Annotated in this window: 12 protein-coding genes; 9 read left to right on the top strand and 3 right to left on the bottom strand. The window is 60.5% G+C overall.

The features are described 5' to 3' along the window. The first annotated feature begins 41 nt into the window (after positions 1 to 41). The 8 genes from V2I08_RS14630 (at position 42) to rpoC (ending at position 15,967) form a co-directional block, all read left to right on the top strand. The gene (locus V2I08_RS14630) at positions 42 to 1,640 is read left to right on the top strand and encodes a helicase HerA-like domain-containing protein (RefSeq protein ID WP_349635781.1); all 1,599 of its coding nucleotides are present in this window, start codon (positions 42 to 44) and stop codon (positions 1,638 to 1,640) included. Between the two features lie 26 nt (positions 1,641 to 1,666). Beyond that, positions 1,667 to 2,068 (top strand): hypothetical protein, encoded by a 402-nt coding sequence (locus tag V2I08_RS14625; RefSeq protein ID WP_349635780.1) that lies wholly within the window; start codon positions 1,667 to 1,669, stop codon positions 2,066 to 2,068. A 99-nt stretch (positions 2,069 to 2,167) separates the two neighbouring features. Further along, the gene (locus V2I08_RS14620; protein ID WP_349635779.1) at positions 2,168 to 3,472 is read left to right on the top strand and encodes an MFS transporter; all 1,305 of its coding nucleotides are present in this window, start codon (positions 2,168 to 2,170) and stop codon (positions 3,470 to 3,472) included. Beyond that, a complete protein-coding gene (gene cysK / locus V2I08_RS14615) occupies positions 3,469 to 4,398 on the top strand; it encodes a cysteine synthase A (protein WP_333971415.1) in 930 nt (309 codons plus the stop codon). Before V2I08_RS14620 ends, cysK begins: the two co-directional genes overlap by 4 nt. Before the next feature lie 51 nt (positions 4,399 to 4,449). Beyond that, positions 4,450 to 5,745 carry a cell wall hydrolase gene (locus V2I08_RS14610; protein WP_349635797.1) on the top strand — a complete coding sequence of 432 codons (1,296 nt, stop codon included), beginning with the start codon at positions 4,450 to 4,452 and terminating at the stop codon, positions 5,743 to 5,745. Positions 5,746 to 5,812: 67 nt separating this feature from the next. Further along, positions 5,813 to 7,156 (top strand): aminotransferase class V-fold PLP-dependent enzyme, encoded by a 1,344-nt coding sequence (locus V2I08_RS14605; RefSeq protein WP_349635778.1) that lies wholly within the window; start codon positions 5,813 to 5,815, stop codon positions 7,154 to 7,156. 308 nt (positions 7,157 to 7,464) lie between these two features. Then, the gene (gene rpoB / locus V2I08_RS14600; RefSeq protein WP_310225152.1) at positions 7,465 to 11,631 is read left to right on the top strand and encodes a DNA-directed RNA polymerase subunit beta; all 4,167 of its coding nucleotides are present in this window, start codon (positions 7,465 to 7,467) and stop codon (positions 11,629 to 11,631) included. A gap of 79 nt (positions 11,632 to 11,710) precedes the next feature. Beyond that, positions 11,711 to 15,967, top strand: coding sequence for a DNA-directed RNA polymerase subunit beta' (gene rpoC / locus V2I08_RS14595; RefSeq protein ID WP_349635777.1), 4,257 nt, complete (start codon positions 11,711 to 11,713; stop codon positions 15,965 to 15,967). 198 nt (positions 15,968 to 16,165) lie between these two features. Here the strand turns inward: rpoC and V2I08_RS14590 are convergent, their stop codons facing one another. Then, positions 16,166 to 17,071: a hypothetical protein gene (locus V2I08_RS14590; protein ID WP_349635776.1), complete on the bottom strand. Its 906-nt coding sequence runs from the start codon at positions 17,069 to 17,071 to the stop codon at positions 16,166 to 16,168. Between the two features lie 34 nt (positions 17,072 to 17,105). Between V2I08_RS14590 and V2I08_RS14585 the strand changes: the two genes are divergently transcribed. Continuing rightward, the gene (locus V2I08_RS14585) at positions 17,106 to 18,260 is read left to right on the top strand and encodes a hypothetical protein (RefSeq protein WP_349635775.1); all 1,155 of its coding nucleotides are present in this window, start codon (positions 17,106 to 17,108) and stop codon (positions 18,258 to 18,260) included. A 10-nt stretch (positions 18,261 to 18,270) separates the two neighbouring features. Here the strand turns inward: V2I08_RS14585 and V2I08_RS14580 are convergent, their stop codons facing one another. Then, the gene (locus tag V2I08_RS14580) at positions 18,271 to 19,194 is read right to left on the bottom strand and encodes a hypothetical protein (protein ID WP_349635774.1); all 924 of its coding nucleotides are present in this window, start codon (positions 19,192 to 19,194) and stop codon (positions 18,271 to 18,273) included. A 59-nt stretch (positions 19,195 to 19,253) separates the two neighbouring features. Beyond that, complete coding sequence (locus V2I08_RS14575; protein ID WP_349635773.1) at positions 19,254 to 22,571, bottom strand: glycosyltransferase; 3,318 nt, start codon at positions 22,569 to 22,571, stop codon at positions 19,254 to 19,256. Positions 22,572 to 22,590: the final 19 nt, after the last annotated feature.

Raw genomic sequence — 22,590 nt, 5'->3', positions numbered from 1 at the left:
GCAAGCGGGGGTGACGTTTTTTTTGGGGGGCGCAGGGCGATATGGGCGAAGGCATTTTCATCGGACTGGGCGCGCCGGAAAAAGACGGCGGCGTGCGCCAGTTGCTCAACCTGCGCCGCGCCAACCGGCATGGCCTGATCGCGGGGGCGACCGGGACCGGCAAGACGGTGACGTTGCAGGGCATTGCCGAGAGTTTTTCCGCGCTGGGCGTGCCGGTGTTCCTGTCCGACGTGAAGGGCGATCTGTCGGGCATTGCGATGGCGGGTTCGCCGACGTTCAAAAATGCCGACAAGCTGGTGGCGCGGGCGGCCGAGATTGGGCTGAGCGACTATGGCTATAGCGACAATCCGGCGATTTTCTGGGATCTTTATGGCGAACAGGGCCATCCGGTTCGCACCACCATCAGCGAAATGGGGCCGCTGCTGCTGGCGCGGTTGATGGGGCTTAACGAGACGCAGGAAGGGGTGCTGACGGTTGCTTTCCGCTATGCGGACGAAGAGGGTTTGCTGCTGCTCGACCTTGGCGATTTGCAGGCGATGCTGGCCTATTGCGCGGAGAATGCCGGGACGCTGTCGGCGCGCTATGGCAATGTGACCAAGGCGAGCGTCGGGGCGATCCAGCGGCAATTGCTGCAACTCGAAGCCCAGGGCGGCGACCATTTCTTTGGAGAACCCGCGCTCGACATCAACGATATGCTGCGGGTCGACGAGCAGGGCCGTGGCTATATCAACATATTGGCCGCCGACCGGCTGATGCAGAGCCCGAAACTTTATGCGACCTTCCTGCTGTGGCTGTTGTCCGAACTGTTCGAGACGCTACCGGAAGTCGGCGACCCGGACAAGCCAGTGCTGGTCTTCTTCTTCGACGAGGCGCATCTGCTGTTTGATGATGCGCCCAAGGCGCTGACCGACAAGATCGAGCAGGTGGTGCGACTGATCCGGTCCAAGGGGGTCGGCGTCTATTTCGTGACCCAGAACCCGATAGACATTCCTCAGGACGTGGCGGGCCAGTTGGGCAACCGGGTGCAGCATGCGCTGCGCGCTTTCACGCCACGCGACCAGCGGGCGATCCGCGCGGCGGCGGAGACGTTCCGTATCAATCCCGACCTGAACGTGGAAACCGCAATCACCGAGTTGAAGGTGGGCGAAGCGCTGGTGTCACTGCTGCAAGCGGATGGATCGCCAGGCATCGTGCAGCGCACGCTGATTGCCCCGCCCCGGTCGCGGCTCGGCCCGGTCAGCGCGAAGGAACGGGCGATCATCCAGTCGATTTCGCCCTGCGACGGGAAATATGACGCCGCCGTCAATCGGGAGTCGGCAGAAGAAATATTGGCGGCGCGAGGCGAGGCTGCGGCCGCCGCTGCGCTGGCAAGTAAGGCGCAGGCGGAAGCGGACAAGGCCGCTGCCGCGCAGGCCAAGTTGGAGGCGAAACAGCGCGAGGCGGCAGCGCGGGAAGCGGCCAAGCCGTCCGCCATCGACAAAGCGGTTCAATCCGCAGCACGATCGGCGGCATCCTCGGTCGGTCGGCAGGTCGCCAATGAACTGGGCAAGGCCGTGTTCGGATCAAGCCGACGCAAGGCATCGGGGGGCGGCATTGCGGGCAAGTTGATGCGCGGGATATTGGGTGGCCTGTTCAAATAAGCTATGAAGGCATCAACAGGGAGGAGATGGACGTGAAAGCAAATGTGACACTCATCATGATGGCGGGGTTCTTACTGGCGGCTCCCATTGATGCCCAAATAGTTACACCGCCGCGCGACGTGATTGGCGCGGCCATTGTCAGCGACATCGCCAGGGACAGACAGGCGGAGCGTGAGGCCAGGCGTCAACCCTATGCCACGCCCGGATATGGTCCGATCGCGTCGGCGGCAGCGGCGGGCGATGCCTGCGCCGCGAAGGCACGGCAACAGGCGGGGCCGAACGCCGCGCTGGTCGGGCGGCCCGTGGCGAGCAGCATGTCGACCGGATGGGAGGTAGAGGGCAATATCGGCTTGCCCGATGGCGGGAGCATCCCGTTCATCTGCTCGGTACGCAACGGGTCGGTCACTGGCATAATCCTGCGACAGTAAAGCGCGCGAAGCCCGGTCATCGGGCGATAAAGATATGCTCTCCCCCTTCCCGTCGCGCGCGATTGCCTAATCCTTGCGCGGGCGGCTAAAGCGCTGGGCATGACCGCCCCTTCCCCGCCTCGGCACCCGCTGCATTATCCCAATTTCAGGGCCTATCTCGTCGGGCGGTGCGCCGCCGTACTGGCGCAATATGGCATGATGATCGTGCTGGGCTGGCAAGCCTATAATATCGCGCGGGAGACGATGACGACATCGGGCGCGGCGGCGCAGTTGGGGCTGATCGGGCTGGCGCAATTTTTGCCGCTCTTTTTCCTGACGCCGATCACCGGCTGGGTGGCGGACCATTATGATCGGCGGATGATTTCGCGCACGACGCTAGCGGCACTGGCGCTGGCGGCGGGGTTGCTGGCCTTTGCGACCTTTGAGGGCTGGGTCAGCCTGCCGCTGATCTTTGGCATCGCCGTTATCGTGGGGATTGCGCGCGCGTTCAATGGCCCGGCCTATGGCGCGCTCGCGCCCAATCTGGTGCCGCCGGCCGTGTTGCCCAACGCCATCGCCATATCCGCGGTGGTGTGGCAGGCCGGGTCGATCGTGGGACCAGCGCTGGGCGGCTATGCCTATGCGGCGACGCCCTGGGGCGCTTATGCGCTGGCGGCGCTGCTCTATGCCGTGGCGTTCGGGGCGATGATGATGATCGGCCCCGTGCCGCAGGCCGTGCGCGACCGGACCCGCCATCCGATCCGTCAGATGATCGACGGGCTGCATTATGTGCGCACCAACCGGCTGGTGCTGGCGACGATTACGCTGGACTTGTTCGCGGTGTTGCTGGCTGGCGCGACCGCGTTGTTGCCGGTCTATGCGCGCGACATATTGCAGGTTGGGTCGACGGGCCTTGGCCATCTGGCCGCAGCGCCGGGCATTGGCGCGGGGCTGGTGGCGCTGTGGTTTTCGATCCGGCCGATGAAGCGCGAGGTTGGCCTCAAAATGCTGGTCGCCGTGATGGTGTTTGGCCTGGCCACCATCGTCTTTGGCTGTACCGCCTTCCTGCCGCGCAGCATTGCGATGGAGGTCGGGCTTGGCGCGCTGGTGGTGCTGGGCGCGGCCGACATGGTGTCGGTGTTCGTGCGCCAGTCGCTGGTGCAGTTACATACCCCCGACGCGATGCGCGGGCGGGTGTCGAGCCTGTCGCAACTGACCATATCGGCATCGAACGAACTGGGCGAAGCGGAATCCGGTTTTCTTGCCGCCTTGGTCGGGCCGGTTGTCGCTGTCATTGGCGGGGGCATTGGTGCTATCGTCATCACCCTGTTCTGGGCGCGGCTCTTTCCCGAATTGCGCCTTGCACGCACCTTCGACCCACCCGACATAAGGGCGGCGGACCATAGCCAGGAGAAGGCCCTATGAAAGTCACCTCGATACTCGAAACCATCGGTCACACGCCGCATATCCGCATGGCGCGCTTGTTTGGCGACGCGCCCGAAGGCAGCGAAGTGTGGATCAAGTCGGAACGCTCCAACCCCGGCGGGTCGATCAAGGACCGGATCGCGCTGGCCATGATCGAAGCCGCCGAGGCGTCGGGCGAATTGCAGCCGGGTGGCACGATCATCGAGCCGACATCGGGCAATACCGGCGTGGGGCTGGCCATGGTGGCGGCGGTCAAGGGCTATAAGCTCGTTCTCGTCATGCCCGAAAGCATGTCGATCGAGCGGCGGCGGCTGATGCTCGCCTATGGCGCGAGTTTCGACCTGACCCCGCGCGAAAAGGGGATGAAGGGCGCGATCGAGCGCGCGCTGGAACTGGTGGCGCAGACGCCGGGTTCCTGGATGCCGCAGCAGTTTGAAAACCCCGCCAATATCGCAGTCCATGCCCGCACCACGGCGCAGGAGATATTGGCCGACTTCGCCGAAACTCCGATTGATGCGCTGATTACCGGGGTGGGCACTGGTGGGCATATCACCGGCACGGCGGAAGTGCTGAAGGCGGTCTGGCCGGGCATCAAAATCTATGCGGTCGAGCCGACTTTGTCGCATGTCATCAGCGGTGGGCAACCGGGGCCGCATCCCATTCAGGGCATCGGCGCGGGCTTCATTCCGGCCAATTTGCATACCCAGTTGCTCGACGGGGTGATCCAGGTCGATCCGGCGGATGCCAAGGACTATGCCCGGCGCGCGGCGCGGGAGGAAGGGATGCTGGTCGGCATTTCGTCGGGGGCCACGCTGGCCGCGATCGCGCAGAAATTGCCCGACCTCCCCGCAGGCAGCCGGGTGCTGGGCTTCAACTATGATACTGGCGAGCGCTATTTGTCGGTGCCCGATTTCCTGCCGGAATAAGCGGTCGTTACGACACTCGTGAAGAAGAGCGATACGCCTCACCCCTTGGCGATGCTGTTCTGGGCGCTGATGTTCGTCGGCCTGCCCATGGGGGTGGCTGGCTGGGACAGTCGGCAGAGTGTGACGGGTGATCCATCAGGCTTTGCGGCGGGGGCGGAAGGGCGCGCGGTGCGGCCGCCCAGCCCGCCGCCGCCGGTCGAGCCGGTGGCGGTCTATGCGCTGGATGCGGACAGGGCGCGGGCACTGAATGCCGCCATTCCTTTCTCGCGCCTTGCCAATCCCCCGGCGCGGCCTTTCCTGTTTTCGGGATCGGAGACGGATCTGGCGCGGGCGGTCGATTGCCTGGCGGCGGCGGAACTCTATGAGGCGGGCGATGATCCCGTTGGCGAGCAGGCGGTGGCGCAGGTGGTGCTGAACCGTGTGCGCCATCCCGCCTTCCCCAAGACGGTGTGCGGCGTGGTGTTTCAGGGGCAGGAACGGCGGACCGGGTGCCAGTTCACCTTTTCCTGCGATGGCGCGCTGGCGCGGACGCCGTCGCCAGCGGCGTGGGAACGGGCGCGGGCGATTGCGCGGGCGGCGCTGGCCGGACAGGTGTTCGCCCCGGTCGGGCATGCGACCCATTATCATACCAATTGGGTGGTGCCCTATTGGAGCGGGAGCCTCGACAAGATCGGGGCGGTCGGCACGCATCTCTTCTTCCGCTGGCGCGGATGGTGGGGCACGCCGCCTGCCTTTCGCCGGGGGAGCGCGGGTGGCGAGCCGTTGATCGGGCGGATCGCCAAATTGTCGCTGGCGCATCAGGGGGGCGAGGATGGGCTGCCCGACGGGACGGTTGCGCCGGTCGAGACGATCGCCGCCAGTGCGCTGGCGGCGCAGCCCAAGCAGGCGATCGGCGAGGCGATGCTGGGGCGGACGATCGCGGGCGTGCGGCTGGCGGTGCTGGGGCCGGATGGCACCAGTTTTCTGGTCGAACTGCCGCGCGGTGGCGCGCCCGACCAATGGCCAGAGCTTGCCAAGACCTTTTGCGCGGGGCGGCCCGAATGTCGGATCATGGCATGGCGGGCAGGTGCTGCCCCGACAAAGATTCCGCTGAGCGATGGGCAACTTGAAACGATGAGCTTTGCCTATATCCACAATAGCGCGAGCGGGTTGCAGCGGGCGCTGTGGAATTGCGCGCAGACACCGCGCGCCAGCAAGGCGGAATGTATGCGCCAGCGGGTGCCGACCGCCGCCCCTGCCCCGTCGCCCGATGCCGCGCTGGCCGGGGTGCGGCGCAAGGAACGGTTCGAGACGGTGAAGATCGCGCCGCTGGAGTCAGCGAAGAGTACAGCGACCCGGACAGACTAAACGCATAGTGGCATGGCCACGCTCATTCGTTATGATATGCTGTTACATTATAATGTGAGGGCAGTTTATGGTGACGCGGCGGGCATTTCTGGGCAGCGGCGGGATGGCGGTTGGCGGGGCGATGGGGCTGGCTGTGGGCGGCGGAACAGCGCAGGCGCAGGGGATCGTTACGGATACGCAATGGCCTGAGGAAGCGCCGTTTCGCTTTAGCGGCGACATGGCGGATTTCGACGCGGCGCAGGCTGCGCTGGCGAAGCTCTATGCCGTCAATCGCGATGTCGCGACCTTCGATGCGGCCTATTATGGGGCGATGACCCTGCCCGTACAGGCGGCCTATGCGGCGCGGTCCAACTGGGTCAATCACAATCATGCGCTGTTCCTGCGCAATGGCGCGCCGGGTCATCCGCGTGATGTCGAACTGGACAAGTCGCGCGCGGCGGTGGCGACGATGCTGGGTGCGTCGGTCGAGGAGATCGCGCTGGCGGGCGGCGGGACCGAGGCGCTGTACGCTTTGATCGCCAATTATGCGCGGCTCAAGGCCGGTGATGCGGTGATCTATGCCGATGTCGATTATGATGAGATGCAATTTGCCTGCGACTATCTGGAGCAGAGCCGGGGCGCGCGGATCGTCCGCTTCGACCTGCCCGAACCGCATACGGAGGCCAATATCCTGGCCGCCTATGAGCGGGTGCTGAAAGATACGCCGCGCGCCAGGCTGCTGTTGCTGACGCATCTGTCCAACCGCAACGGGCTGGTGCCGCCGGTCAAGGCGATCGTCGCCATGGCCAAGGCGCGCGGCGTCGATGTGATCCTCGACAGCGCGCAGGCGGTCGGCCACCTGCCCTTCACGGTCGAAGAAACGGGCGCGGACTTTATCGGCTTTTCGCTGCACAAATGGCTGGCCGCGCCTTTGGGGACCGGGGGCATCTATATCCGCAAGGACCGGCTGCAGGACATAGCACCATGGCTGGGCAACCGCATCCATGGGGCGGACGATATTCGCGCGCGCATTCCGACGGGCACGGTGGATTTCGCGGCGCGGCTGACGGTGCCCTATGCGATCGCGGTGCAGGAGGCGATCGGCTTGCCGGCCAAGCATCGCCATCTGCTGGCGCTGCGCGATTACTGGATCGACCGGGTGCGCGATGTGCCGGGCGTACAGATCCTATTGCCCGAACGGCCGGGGCGGCATGGCGCGGTGGCGGCGTTCCGTTTGCCGGGCATGGGTGGGCCGGACGATGCGAAGAAGGCGGCGGCGCTGTTCCTCAAAAAATATGGCCTACTGGTGGTGGCGAAGGCGGGGCTGGCGTCCGGGCCGGTGCTGCGCTTGACCCCTGCCCTGTTCAACACGAGCGCCGAACTCGACCGGCTGGTGGCGGCGATCCGGGCGGAACGCGGGCTGTTTGCCTGACACCCCCCTTCCCAAAGCCGGACAAGCAGACTATATGGGCAGCAATCCGGTCGTCCTGTCGCCAGCCTTGGCAATGGGTCGACCGTCTCCCGCATCGTCCGGGGACCGGGGCCGGTTAGCGCGTGGCCAAGGGCAGTATTGGGCGAAAACGGCGAGTCATCAGGTGCTGACAGTGCGGATCGGACAGTCCCGACCCGCACTTTTTTGCGTGGAATGAAGAGGCGCGAATCGCCCCTTTCTCCATCGCGCTTCGACTGAATTTTCGCTGGGATGCGGAAAAATGCGACGAATGAAGGCAAGGACCAAGCATGGCGACCAAAGCTCTCCCCCCGATCAGTAACACCGGCGCGAAGAAGCGCATCCGCAAGGTGTTCGGCGACATCCACGAAGTGGTGCAGATGCCGAACCTGATCGAAGTGCAGCGGGAGAGCTATGAACAGTTCCTCCGTTCGGACCACTCGATCGGCTATGTATCGGGCCTGGAAAAGACGCTGCGCAGCGTCTTCCCGATCCGCGATTTCGCGGGCACCGCCGAAATGGACTTCGTCCATTACGAGCTGGAAGACCCGAAATATGACGTCGAGGAATGCCGTCAGCGCGGCATCACCTATGCAGCGCCGATGCGCGTTACCCTTCGCCTCATCGTGTTCGAAGTCGATCAGGACACCGAAACCCGCTCCGTGCTCGATATCAAGGAGCAGGACGTTTACATGGGCGACATGCCCCTGATGACGGGCAACGGCACCTTCATCGTCAACGGCACCGAGCGCGTGATTGTCAGCCAGATGCACCGTTCGCCGGGCGTCCTGTTCGACCATGATCGCGGCAAGACCCATTCGTCGGGCAAATATCTGTTCGCCGCGCGCGTCATTCCCTATCGTGGCTCGTGGCTGGACTTCGAGTTCGACGCCAAGGACATCGTCAACGTCCGTATCGACCGCAAGCGCAAGCTGCCGGTCACGGCGTTGCTGTTCGCGCTCGGCCTGAATGCCGAAGAAATCCTGGGGCATTTCTACAACAAGGTGACCTTCGTCCGTGGCGAAGGCGGCTGGCAGATTCCCTATACGCCCGAAGCATGGCGTGGGCAAAAGCCGTCGTTTGACATCGTGGACGCCAAGTCCGGCGAAGTCATCTTCCCGCTGGGCACCAAGATTTCGCCCCGCGCCGCCAACAAGGCGGAGAAGGACGGCCTGACCCAGTTGCTGATCCCGACCGAGGAAGTCTATGGCCGCTACAGCGCCTATGACCTGGTCAATGACGCAACCGGCGAAATCTATGTCGAAGCCGGTGACGAAATCAGCCCGGAAAATCTGGAAAAGCTGGACCAGGCGGGCATCGACCGTCTCGAACTGCTCGACATCGACCATGTCACCACGGGCCCTTGGATCCGCAATACGCTGAAAGCCGACAAGGCCGAAGAGCGCGACCAGGCCCTGAGCGATATTTATCGCGTCATGCGCCCCGGCGAGCCACCGACCAAGGAAACCGCCGAAGCGCTGTTCGCCGGCCTGTTCTTCGATCCCGAACGCTACGACCTGTCGGCCGTGGGCCGCGTCAAGCTCAACATGCGCCTTGAACTGGACGCCGAAGACACGGTCACCACCCTGCGCGTCGAGGACATTCTCGCCGTCGTCAAGGAGCTGGTGAACCTCAAGGACGGCAAGGGCGACATCGACGACATCGATAACCTCGGCAATCGTCGTGTGCGTTCGGTCGGCGAGCTGCTGGAAAACCAGTATCGCGTCGGGCTGCTGCGCATGGAGCGCGCCGTCAAGGAGCGTATGTCGAGCGTGGACGTGTCGACGGTGATGCCGAACGACCTGATCAACGCCAAGCCTGCCGTGGCCGCCGTGCGTGAATTCTTCGGCAGCTCGCAGCTGTCGCAGTTCATGGATCAGACCAACCCGCTGTCGGAAGTCACCCACAAGCGCCGCGTGTCGGCGCTTGGGCCGGGCGGTCTGACGCGCGAGCGCGCAGGCTTCGAAGTCCGCGACGTTCACCCGACCCATTATGGCCGTATCTGCCCGATCGAAACGCCGGAAGGCCCGAACATCGGTCTGATCAACAGCCTCGCGACGTTCAGCCGCGTCAACAAATATGGCTTCATCGAAACGCCCTACCGCAAGGTGATCGACGGCGTGGTAACCGATGACGTCGTCTATCTGTCGGCGATGGAAGAGGCCAAGCACACGATCGCGCAGGCGAACGCGGAGCTGAACCCCGACAACACGCTGGCCGAAGACCTGATCTCGGCGCGTGAAGCGGGCGAGTTCCTGATGGCACCCAAGGATCACATCACGCTGATGGACGTCAGTCCCAAGCAGTTGGTGTCGGTTGCGGCCTCGCTGATTCCGTTCCTGGAAAATGATGACGCCAACCGCGCACTCATGGGATCGAACATGCAGCGCCAGGCGGTGCCGCTTGTCAGCGCCGAGGCCCCGTTCGTGGGCACCGGCATGGAAGGCACGGTTGCGCGCGATTCGGGCGCAGCCATCGCCGCCAAGCGTCCGGGCATCGTCGATCAGGTCGATGCGACCCGTATCGTCATCCGTGCGACCGGGGACATCGAACCCGGCCAGTCGGGCGTCGACATCTACACGCTGCAGAAGTTCCAGCGGTCGAACCAGGACACCTGCATCAACCAGCGCCCGCTGGTGAATGTCGGCGACCTGATTGAAGGCGGCGACGTGATCGCCGATGGTCCGTCGACCGAGTTTGGCGAGCTGGCGCTGGGCCGCAACACGCTCGTCGCGTTCATGCCCTGGAATGGCTACAACTATGAGGATAGTATCCTCATTTCCGAACGCATCGTGAAGGATGACGTCTTCACCTCGATCCATATCGAGGAGTTCGAGGTCATGGCGCGCGATACGAAGCTGGGGCCAGAGGACATCACCCGCGACATCCCGAACGTCGGCGAGGAAGCGCTGCGCAACCTCGACGAAGCGGGCATCGTCTATATCGGCGCCGAAGTGGAGCCGGGCGACATCCTGTGCGGCAAGATCACCCCCAAGGGTGAATCGCCGATGACGCCGGAAGAAAAGCTGCTGCGCGCGATCTTCGGTGAAAAGGCGAGCGACGTGCGCGACACGTCGCTGCGTCTGCCGCCGGGCGTTGCGGGCACGGTCGTCGAAGTGCGCGTGTTCAACCGTCACGGCATCGACAAGGACGAGCGCGCCATGGCGATCGAGCGGGAGGAAATCGACCGCCTCGCCAAGGATCGCGAAGACGAACGCGCCATCCTGAACCGCGCAACCTTCAACCGTCTGCAGGAAATGCTGACCGGCCAGGTCGCAACGGCCGCGCCCAAGGGCGTGAAGAAGGGCGTCGAGATCGACGAAGCCCTGCTGAGCGAAGTCGAACGGCATGAATGGTGGAAGTTCGCGGTTGCGGACGACATTCGTCAGGCCGGTATCGAAGCCGTCAAGGCACAATATGACGAAGCGGTGAAGTCGATCGTCGACAAGTTCGAGGATCGCGTCGACAAGCTGCAGCGTGGCGACGAACTGCCGCCGGGCGTGCTCAAGATGGTCAAGGTGTTCGTGGCGGTGAAGCGCAAGCTGCAGCCGGGCGACAAGATGGCCGGTCGTCACGGTAACAAGGGTGTGATTTCGCGCATCCTGCCGGTCGAGGACATGCCGTTCCTGGAAGATGGCACCCATGTCGACATCGTGCTCAACCCGTTGGGCGTGCCGTCGCGCATGAATGTCGGGCAAATCTTCGAAACGCATCTGGGTTGGGCTGCCCGTGGCATCGGCCAGCAGCTCAAGCATGCGCTGGAAGATTGGCGTGAGGCCAATCCCAACCCTGAGCCGGGCGTCATGCCCGACGCGGTGCGGGATCGGTTGCTGACCGCTTATGGTCCGCAATATGCCGACGAGATCAACGCCCGCACGGCCGAGCAGATCGTCGACCTGGCCGAACATCTGCAGCGCGGCGTGCCGATGGCAACGCCAGTATTCGACGGCGCCCGCGAAGCGGACGTGTCGGCGATGCTGGAGCTGGCGGGGCTGAACACATCGGGTCAGAGCGACCTGTATGACGGCCGCACCGGCGACAAGTTCGACCGTAAGGTCACGGTGGGCATCATCTATATGTTGAAGCTCCATCACCTTGTCGACGACAAGATCCATGCCCGTTCGATCGGCCCCTACTCGCTCGTCACGCAGCAGCCGCTGGGTGGTAAGGCGCAGTTCGGTGGTCAGCGCTTCGGGGAAATGGAGGTCTGGGCACTCCAGGCCTATGGTGCCGCCTATACGTTGCAGGAAATGCTGACGGTGAAGTCCGATGACGTGGTCGGCCGCACCAAGGTCTATGAGGCGATCGTCAAGGGTGACGACACGTTCGAGGCCGGTATTCCCGAAAGCTTCAACGTGCTGGTCAAGGAAATGCGCTCGCTGGGCCTCAACGTCGAACTCGCGACGATGGACGCGATCGCCGACGAGGACGACGGCTTCGCGGCGGCGGCGGAGTAAAGGGATGGCGGGCGCTGCCTGACCGCAGCGCCCCTTCCCCTCAGCCCATCAGAATTTCCCTCTCCATGAGGACATGAACATGAATGAACTGACCAACTTCGCCAATCCGGTCGCCAAGACCGAGACGTTCGACCAGATCCAGATCGGCCTTGCCTCGCCAGAGCGCATTCGGTCCTGGTCCTTCGGCGAGATCAAGAAGCCCGAAACCATCAACTATCGCACGTTCAAGCCCGAACGCGATGGCCTGTTCTGCGCGCGCATCTTTGGTCCGATCAAGGATTATGAATGCCTGTGCGGCAAGTATAAGCGCATGAAATATAAGGGCATCGTCTGCGAGAAGTGCGGTGTCGAAGTCACGGTGAGCAAGGTGCGCCGCGAGCGCATGGGCCATATCGAACTGGCCGCCCCGGTTGCGCATATCTGGTTCCTGAAATCGCTGCCGTCGCGTATCGGCCTGCTGCTCGACATGCAGTTGAAGCAGTTGGAGCGCGTCCTCTATTTCGAAAGCTATATCGTCACTGAGCCGGGCCTGACCCCGCTGGAAAAATATCAGCTTCTCAACGAAGACGAACTGCTCGACGCGCAGGACCAATATGGCGAAGACGCCTTCACCGCCGGGATCGGCGCGGAAGCGGTCAAGATCATGCTGATGGATCTCGACCTTGAGGGCGAAAAGAAGATCCTGCTCGAAGAGCTGGCGACGACCAAGTCGGAGCTGAAGCCTAAGAAGATCATCAAGCGCCTTAAGGTCGTCGAGAGCTTCCTGGAATCGGGCAACCGCCCCGAATGGATGATCCTGGACGTCGTTCCTGTCATCCCGCCAGAGCTGCGCCCGCTGGTGCCGCTGGACGGTGGTCGTTTCGCGACGTCGGATCTCAACGATCTCTATCGCCGCGTCATCAACCGCAACAACCGCTTGAAGCGGCTGATGGAACTGCGCGCGCCGGACATCATCGTCCGCAACGAAAAGCGCATGTTGCAGGAAGCCGTCGACGCCCTGTTCGACAATGGCCGTCGCGGCCGTGTCATCACCGGCGCCAACAAGCGTCCGCTCAAGTCGCTGTCCGACATGCTCAAGGGCAAGCAGGGCCGCTTCCGTCAGAACCTGCTCGGCAAGCGCGTCGACTATTCGGGCCGTTCGGTCATCGTGACTGGTCCTGAGTTGAAACTGCATCAGTGCGGTCTCCCTAAGAAGATGGCGCTCGAACTGTTCAAGCCGTTCATCTACGCGCGTCTGGATGCCAAGGGTCTGTCGATGACCCTGAAGCAGGCCAAGAAGTGGGTCGAGAAGGAGCGCAAGGAAGTCTGGGACATCCTGGACGAAGTGATCCGCGAGCATCCCGTGATGCTGAACCGCGCGCCCACGCTTCACCGTCTGGGCATCCAGGCTTTCGAACCCGTGCTGATCGAGGGCAAGGCGATCCAGCTTCACCCGCTGGTCTGCTCGGCCTTCAACGCCGACTTCGATGGCGATCAGATGGCCGTCCACGTTCCGCTGAGCCTTGAGGCCCAGTTGGAAGCGCGCGTGCTGATGATGTCGACCAACAACATCCTGTCGCCTGCAAACGGCAAGCCGATCATCGTGCCGTCGCAGGACATGGTGCTGGGCATCTATTATCTGTCGATGGAACGCGAAGGCGAGCCGGGCGAAGGCATGCTGCTCGCCGACATGCAGGAAGTGCATCAGGCGCTGTTCGCCAAGGCGGTGACCCTGCACAGCAAGATCATCAGCCGCGTGCCGCAGACCGACGAGGCGGGCAACAGCTACCTCAAGCGCTATGAGACAACGCCGGGCCGCATGTTGCTGGGCGAATGTCTGCCCAAGGCGCACAAGGTGCCGTTCGACGTCGTCAACCGCCTGCTCACCAAGAAGGATGTGGGCGACGTGATCGACGAGGTCTATCGTCACACCGGCCAGAAGGACACGGTGCTGTTCGCCGACGCCATCATGGCGCTGGGCTTCAAACATGCATTCCAGGCCGGCATTTCGTTCGGCAAGGACGACATGGTGATCCCGGATTCGAAGACCGCGATGGTCGATGAAACCAAGGCGAACGTGGCCGACTATGAACAGCAATATCAGGACGGCCTGATCACCCAGCAGGAAAAGTACAATAAGGTGATCGATGCCTGGTCGCAGTGCGGCGACAAGGTGGCGAACGCCATGATGGACGAGATCCGCGCCCAGCCCAAGGACCCCAAGACGGGCCGCCTGGCACCGATCAACTCGATCTATATGATGGCGCACTCCGGTGCCCGTGGTAGCCAGGCGCAGATGAAGCAGTTGGCCGGTATGCGCGGCCTGATGGCCAAGCCTTCGGGCGAGATCATCGAGACGCCGATCATCTCGAACTTCAAGGAAGGCCTGACCGTCCTTGAATATTTCAACTCCACCCACGGCGCCCGCAAGGGTCTGGCCGACACCGCGCTCAAGACGGCGAACTCCGGTTATCTGACCCGCCGTCTGGTCGACGTCAGCCAGGATTGCACGATCGTCGAGGAAGATTGCGGCACCGAAAAGGCGCTGGAGATGAAGGCGATCGTCCAGGGCGGCAGCGTCATCGCATCGCTTGGCGAACGTATCCTGGGCCGCACCACGGCCGAGGATATCGTCGATACCAAGGATGGTTCGGTCATCGTGCCGATCGGCACGCTGCTCGACGAAGCGCTGATTACCCAGATCGAGGCGATCGGGACGCAGTCGGTGAAAATCCGCAGCCCGCTGATCTGCGAGAGCAAGATGGGCGTCTGTGGCAAATGCTATGGTCGTGACCTTGCCCGCGGCACCCCGGTCAATATCGGCGAAGCGGTCGGCGTCATTGCGGCGCAGTCCATCGGCGAACCGGGTACGCAGCTCACCATGCGGACCTTCCACATCGGCGGCGCGGCGAACTTCAACGAAACGTCAAACCTGGAATCGATGGCGGACGGCACGATCGAATTGCGTGACATGCCGACCATCACCGACAAGATGGGCCGTCGCCTGAGCCTCGCCCGCAACGGCGAGATCGCGATCATCGACAGCGAAGGCCGCGAGCGTGAAACCCATCGCCTGCCTTATGGTGCCACCATCCTGTTTGCGGATGGCGACACGATCAAGAAGGGCGATCGCTTTGCCGAGTGGGACCCGTTCACCATGCCGGTGATCACCGAGCGTCCGGGTATCGTGAAGTATGTCGACCTGATCGACGGCAAGACGCTGGCCGAACAGACCGACGAAGCGACGGGCATCGCCCAGCGCGTCGTCACCGAACATCGTGGTGCCGCGCGCACCAAGGAGGATCTGCGTCCGCGCCTGACCCTGCTGGACGATGGTTCGGGCGAAGCCGCCCGCTATATGCTGGCGGTCGGTGCGACCCTGTCGGTCGAGGATGGTGCCACGGTGTCGGCCGGTGACGTGCTGGCGCGTGTCAGCCGCGAAGCGGCCAAGACCCGCGACATCACGGGCGGTCTGCCGCGCGTGGCGGAGCTGTTCGAAGCGCGCAAGCCCAAGGACAATGCCATCATCGCCAAGGTGTCGGGCCGCGTCCAGTTCCTCAAGGATTATAAGGCGAAGCGCAAGATCGCCATCAATCCAGAGGATGGCGGCGAGCCGGTCGAATATCTGATCCCCAAGAGCAAGGTGATCGACGTCCAGGAAGGCGATTTCGTCAAGCGCGGCGACAATCTGATCGGGGGTTCGCCCGATCCGCATGATATTCTCGAAGTGCTCGGCATCGAGCCGCTGGCCGAATATCTGGTCGCCGAAATCCAGGAAGTCTATCGTCTGCAGGGCGTGAAGATCAACGACAAGCATATCGAGACAATCGTTCGTCAGATGCTGCAGAAGGTCGAGATCATCGAGTCCGGCGACACCACCTTGCTGGTGGGCGAGCAGGTCGACCGTGAGGAAATGGACGAGATCAACAGCAAGCTGGCACCGGGCTTCCTGCCTGCCGCTGGCAAGCCGGTGCTGCTCGGCATCACCAAGGCGTCGCTGCAGACCCGTTCGTTCATCTCGGCCGCGTCGTTCCAGGAAACCACCCGCGTCCTCACCGAGGCGGCGGTTCAGGGGAAGAAGGACACGCTCATTGGCCTGAAGGAAAATGTCATCGTCGGCCGGCTGATCCCGGCGGGTACGGGCGCTGGCATGAACCGGATGCGGGTTGCCGCTTCGTCGCGTGACGCGGCGATGCGCGCCTCGCTGCGGGCCGCGAGCCAGATCGACCTGATCGCGCCCAAGACGGCGGCGGCCGAACATGCCGCCGAACTGCGCCAGGGGCCGGAAGCGGCGATCGGCGACGATCCGCTGGGCGCCGTGCAGGGTGAAGACTTCACCACGCAGGACGCGGAGTGATCCGATAGGGTGCGGGGGCCACATGCCGTTCAGGCTGTGGCTCCGGCGCTGACGGTGCCTTGAGCGCCTACCAAAAAGCCCGCCGCAGCGTTTGACGCTGCGGCGGGCTTTTTCGTGGGGGTGCGGCGGGGATGGGAGTCCCCTGCCCTGACCGATCAGCGGTCGATGGTCACATCGTCGAAATAGTCGGTCTGGTAGTTATTTTGTGGATCGCCAAATCTCTACATCATCAAAATACACAATTTGCCGTCCCGTTCTATCGGGTGTCCGGTAGATTCCAAGATCGATACCTAGTGTATCAGACGAACCAAATTTCTGAGGAGAGAACCCAATAGGGCCATTATATGCCACCTTCTGTTTCCCATTCAAAAAAAATTTAAGGTTTCCGTTTGGCTGATCACCGCTAGGTTTAAAAGTGAAAGACACTCTGAACCGGTTCCAATCGCCAACCTTAACCTTTCCTCTGTATATAACTGAACTATCTCGTAGATCATAAAACTTGAATTTATTAGCGCCTGGATATCTAATCGACAAAACAAACTCTTGATATTCGGGATTTTTAATTGCTCTCCGACTTAGGGGCACAATGTTAATTGAGAGAACTGGTCCAGCCGGAACGTAGCTCATATTCGCAGAAAGCGATTTATTGTTTAACGTTTGTGAAACTTGAAAGTGCAAGAGACTATGGATTGGTGTCGAATAATGTTGGCCGAGCTTCATAGCAAAACGAATATTTGTTTCGCGATTATCATTGATCCTAATGATACCATCTTTTCCACCCGGCACAATTTTATGATGGGACCATACATTAAATAATATTTTGTTCTTTTTTGAATTGGGTGCCGAAGGTGCCATTGACACCTTAAGGCACGCTGGCGGTGAATAACAGTCTGATGACACAATTTGTGGAGCGCTTCCTAACACCGTGCCAGGATCGATCGTTGCAAACAGTTTCTGACCCGATGAGACTATTTGAGGCTGCACCTTGCCTTCAATTCTTTCTCCATTGTCAAAATTCAGCTTGCGGTTAGGTTGCGATTGCTGAGCATGAATGATGTTTAAAGATGAACTCACTGCGAGGCAGATCGCAATCTTGTACCACATTCAACTTATCCTTCATTGGCAAAGCGCGAAATATATGATCAATTACCCGTTGCTGTACTCGAAGGCAGATTATATGCTTAGCAACATGCAAGCCCCATCACGAAAATTGACTGTTCAGACATGCAGGAAAACATGCGTCTATCCATACCGTTTTGATCAAGGCAAGTTTATTGGAGGCTTTTGCGCCGAGCAAGTAGTCGACAACGCTCGTATGCCGGGTGCCCTTGAGCCACGAGATGTGCCATTAGCCGTAGCCTCGCCCCCTCGTCATCATTATGAGGGCCGCTATCTCTATGCTGGCCCACTCTGGAATCACTTTGGGCATGTCTTAGTCGATTGCATCCATCGTCTATGGGCCGTGCTCGAAAATCCAGATCGCTATGTCGGCATTGTATTTTCCAACGTCCAAAACCTCAGGCCTAGTGACACCCCGCGTGTCCCTTCATTTGTTCCGGCTTTGTTTGATTTGATGGGATTACCCTCGTTACCAACTATCTTGGTCGATGAAGCAAGCTTATTTGAAACCTTAGATGTTCCACAACTTGGTAGTGTCTACAAGATCGGCCTGTCTCCTGCTTATGAACCTTACCTCCAACGCTACCAAGAAACGATATCGCAAAAGACATCTCTTTTTAAAGGGAAGACGCCAGCGAGAATCTTCTACGGGCGCAGCCACGCATTGCGAGATGGAGGTGTTATCGGTTCAACATTTTTCGAAAAAATGTTGGCACACGCGGGGTTTTCATCCTGTATACCTGAAGAGCTGAGCTTACGCTTCCAATTTGCTCATGTCTTGCAAGCTGAAGAGATTGTTTTTGAAGAAGGAAGTTCAATCCACATAACAGAACTCCTTCTCAGCGTCGCGGCAAACGTGCGAATGCTCCCTCGACGACCCAACCCACACGTATTCCGCAAAGCGTTGGATCCTCGCTGCCCCTCTTTCTTCGTATTGGCCAAGGGAGAGAACGTTGCGCTGCTTCCGGACAGAAACGGGAAGATGTCGCCTGCCTCGCTAACGTTTTACAAAGATGGTAGAACAGTATACGCGGGATTAGAACAGGCCTTTAACCTGCCGACTTTCGACCAGAAGCTATATCACACTACGGAGCTTGAAGATTTGCGATCAGCGCCTGCGAAGAATGCAGCGTTAACTCAATCTCGAAATCTGATTCTTCAAACCTATAGATGATCGAATTTCATTAAACTCTCATCAACTTCGGGAGCATCGATCTCGCGATAATTCTGATCTGATCGACGTTTAGGGACAGTTGAGGTTCTAAATCCTGTACAAGATTTTCTTCCAATTGGAGGGCTTGCGATGCGGGAATTAGTCCATTGATTTCGCTGATTGTGCCTTTGTTTCTCTCAATAAACGCCCTCCAAGAACTCGCCGGAGGCAAAATTGTATCCGCCTTCAAGTCCGGCAATTCTTCACATACCAAATCGGAAAACAAATCGCCTGATTTCCCAAATACCTTGTTAACCTCTTGTTGAAATACCAGTTCCGCAAAAGTTAGTGATCGATTAACAACCGGATAAGGCACAGAATACGTATTCTTAGACCCCATCCACTCGGAAATGACTTTTGATATCCTTTTTTTGCAAAGAGAATAATTATAAACCGTTAGCTCTAACTCAGGATTCTCTAGAGATTTCTTTATAAAAACCTCAACACTGCGATAAAATTGAAATTTTTCAATGTATTCTGCTATAGTGCCAGTGTATCCACTGCGTTTTACCGCCTGCTGATAAGAAGAAGACAACATTTCATCTGGATTTCGGACAAAAAGAAGAATTTTTATATTATCATAGTGCTCTTTCAGCGATAAAATATTTTTACGATTGAGCCATTTTCTTTCTAGCGCAAACAAAAACTCTGAACTATACAATGTAGACAAATCTTCATTGCCGCGACACACATGTAATACATCGCCAGGGTTCTGTAAAAATATTGATCCATTCCCCGAAGAAATCTTTCCTTCGGATGATCTGTCGCTTTCTAAGACAGGATATAGGATCGACAAATCCTCTTTAAGCTTATCGCGATGTGTCGACAATATAGATTGAATATAGCTGCTACCGGTCTTTCCATGGCCGACATGCAAATAAAGCGATTTTTCCATCAAATACTCCAGGGAGATACCTAGATGGCATCTCTCAGTTAATCTCTGCAACCTAAATTTTAACCAGCTTGAGCGATCGGTTCGCTCTCGGCCTCCACGATCTTCGCCCGCCAGCAGGCAATGCCCGTTTCTTCCAGTTCCGGGCGGTCGATCTGATATTCGGCGACGGTGAAGCCGTCCCTGGTATAATGATCGACATCGTCGCCGGGGAAGGCGTTGCTCCAGCGCGCGGCGTAGCTGTAGCGGTTGTGGGTGATAAAGCGACCGCGGCCCTTGGTGCGGCCTTCATGATGGATGACGGTGGAACCCGCCACATATTCGAACACATTGGCCCCATGGCCGACTCGATAGCAAAGGTCGATATCTTCCTGGCCGTTGATGAAGACCGGATCGAAGCCGCCGACCGCCGCGAAATCCGTAGCGCGCATCGCGAAGCAGGCGCCGGTGATGGCCCGGAAGCGGCGATTATCCTTTACCAGCGGGGAATCGGCGGCTTCATCGACATAGATGGGATAGCCAAGCGCCGTCTTGCCGGAAAAAACCACGCCCATGCACTGGAGGCGCCCGTCGGGGTAGAGCAATTTGGGCTGCGTCCCCTTGACTTCCGGGTCGGCGAGCGGGGCGAGCAGCGGCTCCATCCACCCGGCCTGCACTTCGGTATCATTGTTGAGGAAGACGACCCGCGCGCCCTGCGACGCGGCAAAGCCGACATTATTGCCGAGCGAGAAGTTGAGATTGTCGAAATTATGGATGACGGTGACCCGCCCGTCCCGCTCCGCCCAACTGTCGAGCAGGCCCGACGTTTCCTCGTCGCTGCCATTATTGACCATGATGATCTCGACCTTCGCCCGGCCGCAATGGCGGACGAGCGCGTTGAGACATTTGTTGGTCAGCGAATATTGGTTGAAGACGCATACGATGATCGAGACGAGGTCGGGATCGCGCTGCGGCGCCTGGCCGCGAACGCTGTGCCAGTCGATCACCATCTGGTTGAGCGAGAGGAAGCGCTTTTCCGGGCCAGCGCGATAGCCGTTATGCGCGATCGGTTCGCCGACCGGCGCGGTGCGCCACGCGGGGGGCGTCGGCACGGGGCCGCCCTCGAACGCCTTGGCCGACAGCGCGCGCAGCGCCTTCATCCGGCCCGACCCGAAGGCGGATTTTACCCGGCGGGCATAGTCGGGATAGCGTTGGTGAACGATCTCCATCGCGCTCTTGATGAGGCCGTCCTTTTCGCCGCCGAAGCTGGCGGTGCGCTGGTGGAAGACATAGGCATGGGGGGTGATGAAATTCTTCCACCCGGCCTTGATCGTCCGCATGCAGAAATCATTTTCCTCGCCATAGCCGCGCGGGAACGTCTCTTCGTCGAACAGGCCGATATGGTCCATCAGGTCACGGCGGATATAGAGGCAGAAGCCATTGCCGGTCGGCACGTCGATCGGTTCGGAAACCTGGGTGAAGGCGATGATCCGCTTGGCCCAGTCGTCATGGCTCATATCGTCGGGCTTGGCATTGACGATATTGGCGACCGGGAAGGAGAAGCTGCCCGAATTGTCGCCCATGGCCGTGACCGTGCCCGCCTTGGGCGTGCCAAAGGCAATCTTGCGCATGCCTTCGATCCAGCCGTCATGGACGATCGTATCGCTGTTGAGCAGCAGGATATCGTCACCCTCGGCCCAGCGGATGCCGCGATTGATGGTGCGGGTGTAGCCCATATTCTGCGGGTTCACGAGCAGATGGAAGCCGGGATGGCGGGCGAAGCGATCCAGCAGGGGCTGCACCAGTTCGTTGCTGCTGCCGTCATTGATCATCAACACGCGGTCGCGGGTGAGATCGGTCTTGGCCAGCACAGAGGTGAGGCAGCGCTCGACCGCTTCGGGCGCGTTGTAGACCGGCACGATGATGGTGAGTCGGCGCGTCTCATCGTCGCGCAGCGGGATTTCCTCCGCCAGGATCGCGGACAGCGCGTGGCGCAGATTGTTGCGCAGCACCACTGGCGAGAATTGGCGGAGGATTTTTTCGCGCCCGGCTTCGCCCATGGTCGCGATCAGGCCGGGATCCTTGCATAGCGTGTTGACGCGCGCGACCACCGCCTCGACATCCTTGTAGCCGACCAGGAAGCCGGTCTGGCCATCGTCGATCAATTCGGGCACCGCGCCCCAGCGATAGCCGATCACCGGCCGCCGCGCAGCCTGCGCCTCGGCGACGGTACGACCGAAGGATTCGGCGAAGTGGGAAAGCGCCATCACGACATTGAGCTGCGCCATCGCTTCGGCCGGGCTGTCGGCATAGCCCGCAAATTCGAGATTGCCGGGCAGGCCGGCGGCCTTCAATTCCTCGACATAGGCATTTTCCGGGCCGATGACGCGGAAGCGGGCGTTAGGCACCAGTTCCTCCGCCCGGCGCGCGACCTCCACGAAATCGGCAATGCCCTTTTTGGGGATGTTGGAGCTGACGATGCCGAACACCACATTCTCGCCCACGACATTGGGCATGTCGAGCGAATCGACCTTGGCGACATTGGGGACGTGGAAGCTGCGCCGGCTGTGCGCGAACAGCTTTTGCGTCGCGGCGGAATTGGCGATGACATAATCGGTCTGTTGCAGGATGCGCTTGATGATCCCGGCCGCGTCCATCCCCATGCGGTCGCACAGATGCTCGTCATGGTCGATCAGTTCGCGGGCATGGATGGCGGTCAAGCGACCGGCGCGGCGCGCGGCGATCAGCGGATCGACCAGGACGATGGTGTTGCAATAGACGAGGCTGATATTGCGCCGTTCGATGATGTGGATGAAATCCTCGATCGAGGTTTCGTCGGGCCCGCGATTCTTCGTCCACTGGAAATAAGGGAAGGAATAGAGGCCGCAGCTTTTCTGCCGCAACAGCTCGATATAGTCGGGATTGCCTTCGCGCGGGACAGCCACATAGACGTTGAGCTTCATCTGCGCGAGCGCGTCGATGAAGCTGCGTTCACCGCCGAACATCTGCGGATTGACCTCATGCGCGCACAGCAGCACCGAAGGCGCGGTGTCGATCACATCGATCGCACCCTGACGCCAGGCGGCGGGGTCGGCCGCACGGCGGCGCGGGGCGATCTTGCGGCCTTCGCGCTGTCCGTTCTTGGCATAGTGGGCCAGCGGATTGGCACCTGCGTCGCGGACGTCGGGGTTGACCTCCAGATAGGCGGTCGTGCTGAAATGGGGCGACGGATCGCGCTTCAGCCGCGCGCCAAGCCAGAGATAATGTTCGACCGGGTCCATCTGCAAAATGCTGACATCCGGATAGGTACGCAGATACCATTCCTCATCGAACAGACCCGATTGCTTGATCCGCGCTACATCCTGCGCAGACACTGCGGCGGCCACATTGATCTGACTCACAAAATCCCCCGTACAATCC

Source organism: Sphingobium sp. MK2, from assembly GCF_040170545.1.
Taxonomy (GTDB): Bacteria; Pseudomonadota; Alphaproteobacteria; order Sphingomonadales; family Sphingomonadaceae; genus Sphingobium.
Note: the sequence above shows the minus strand (reverse complement) of the source record. Positions and strands in the feature narration are given on the sequence as shown.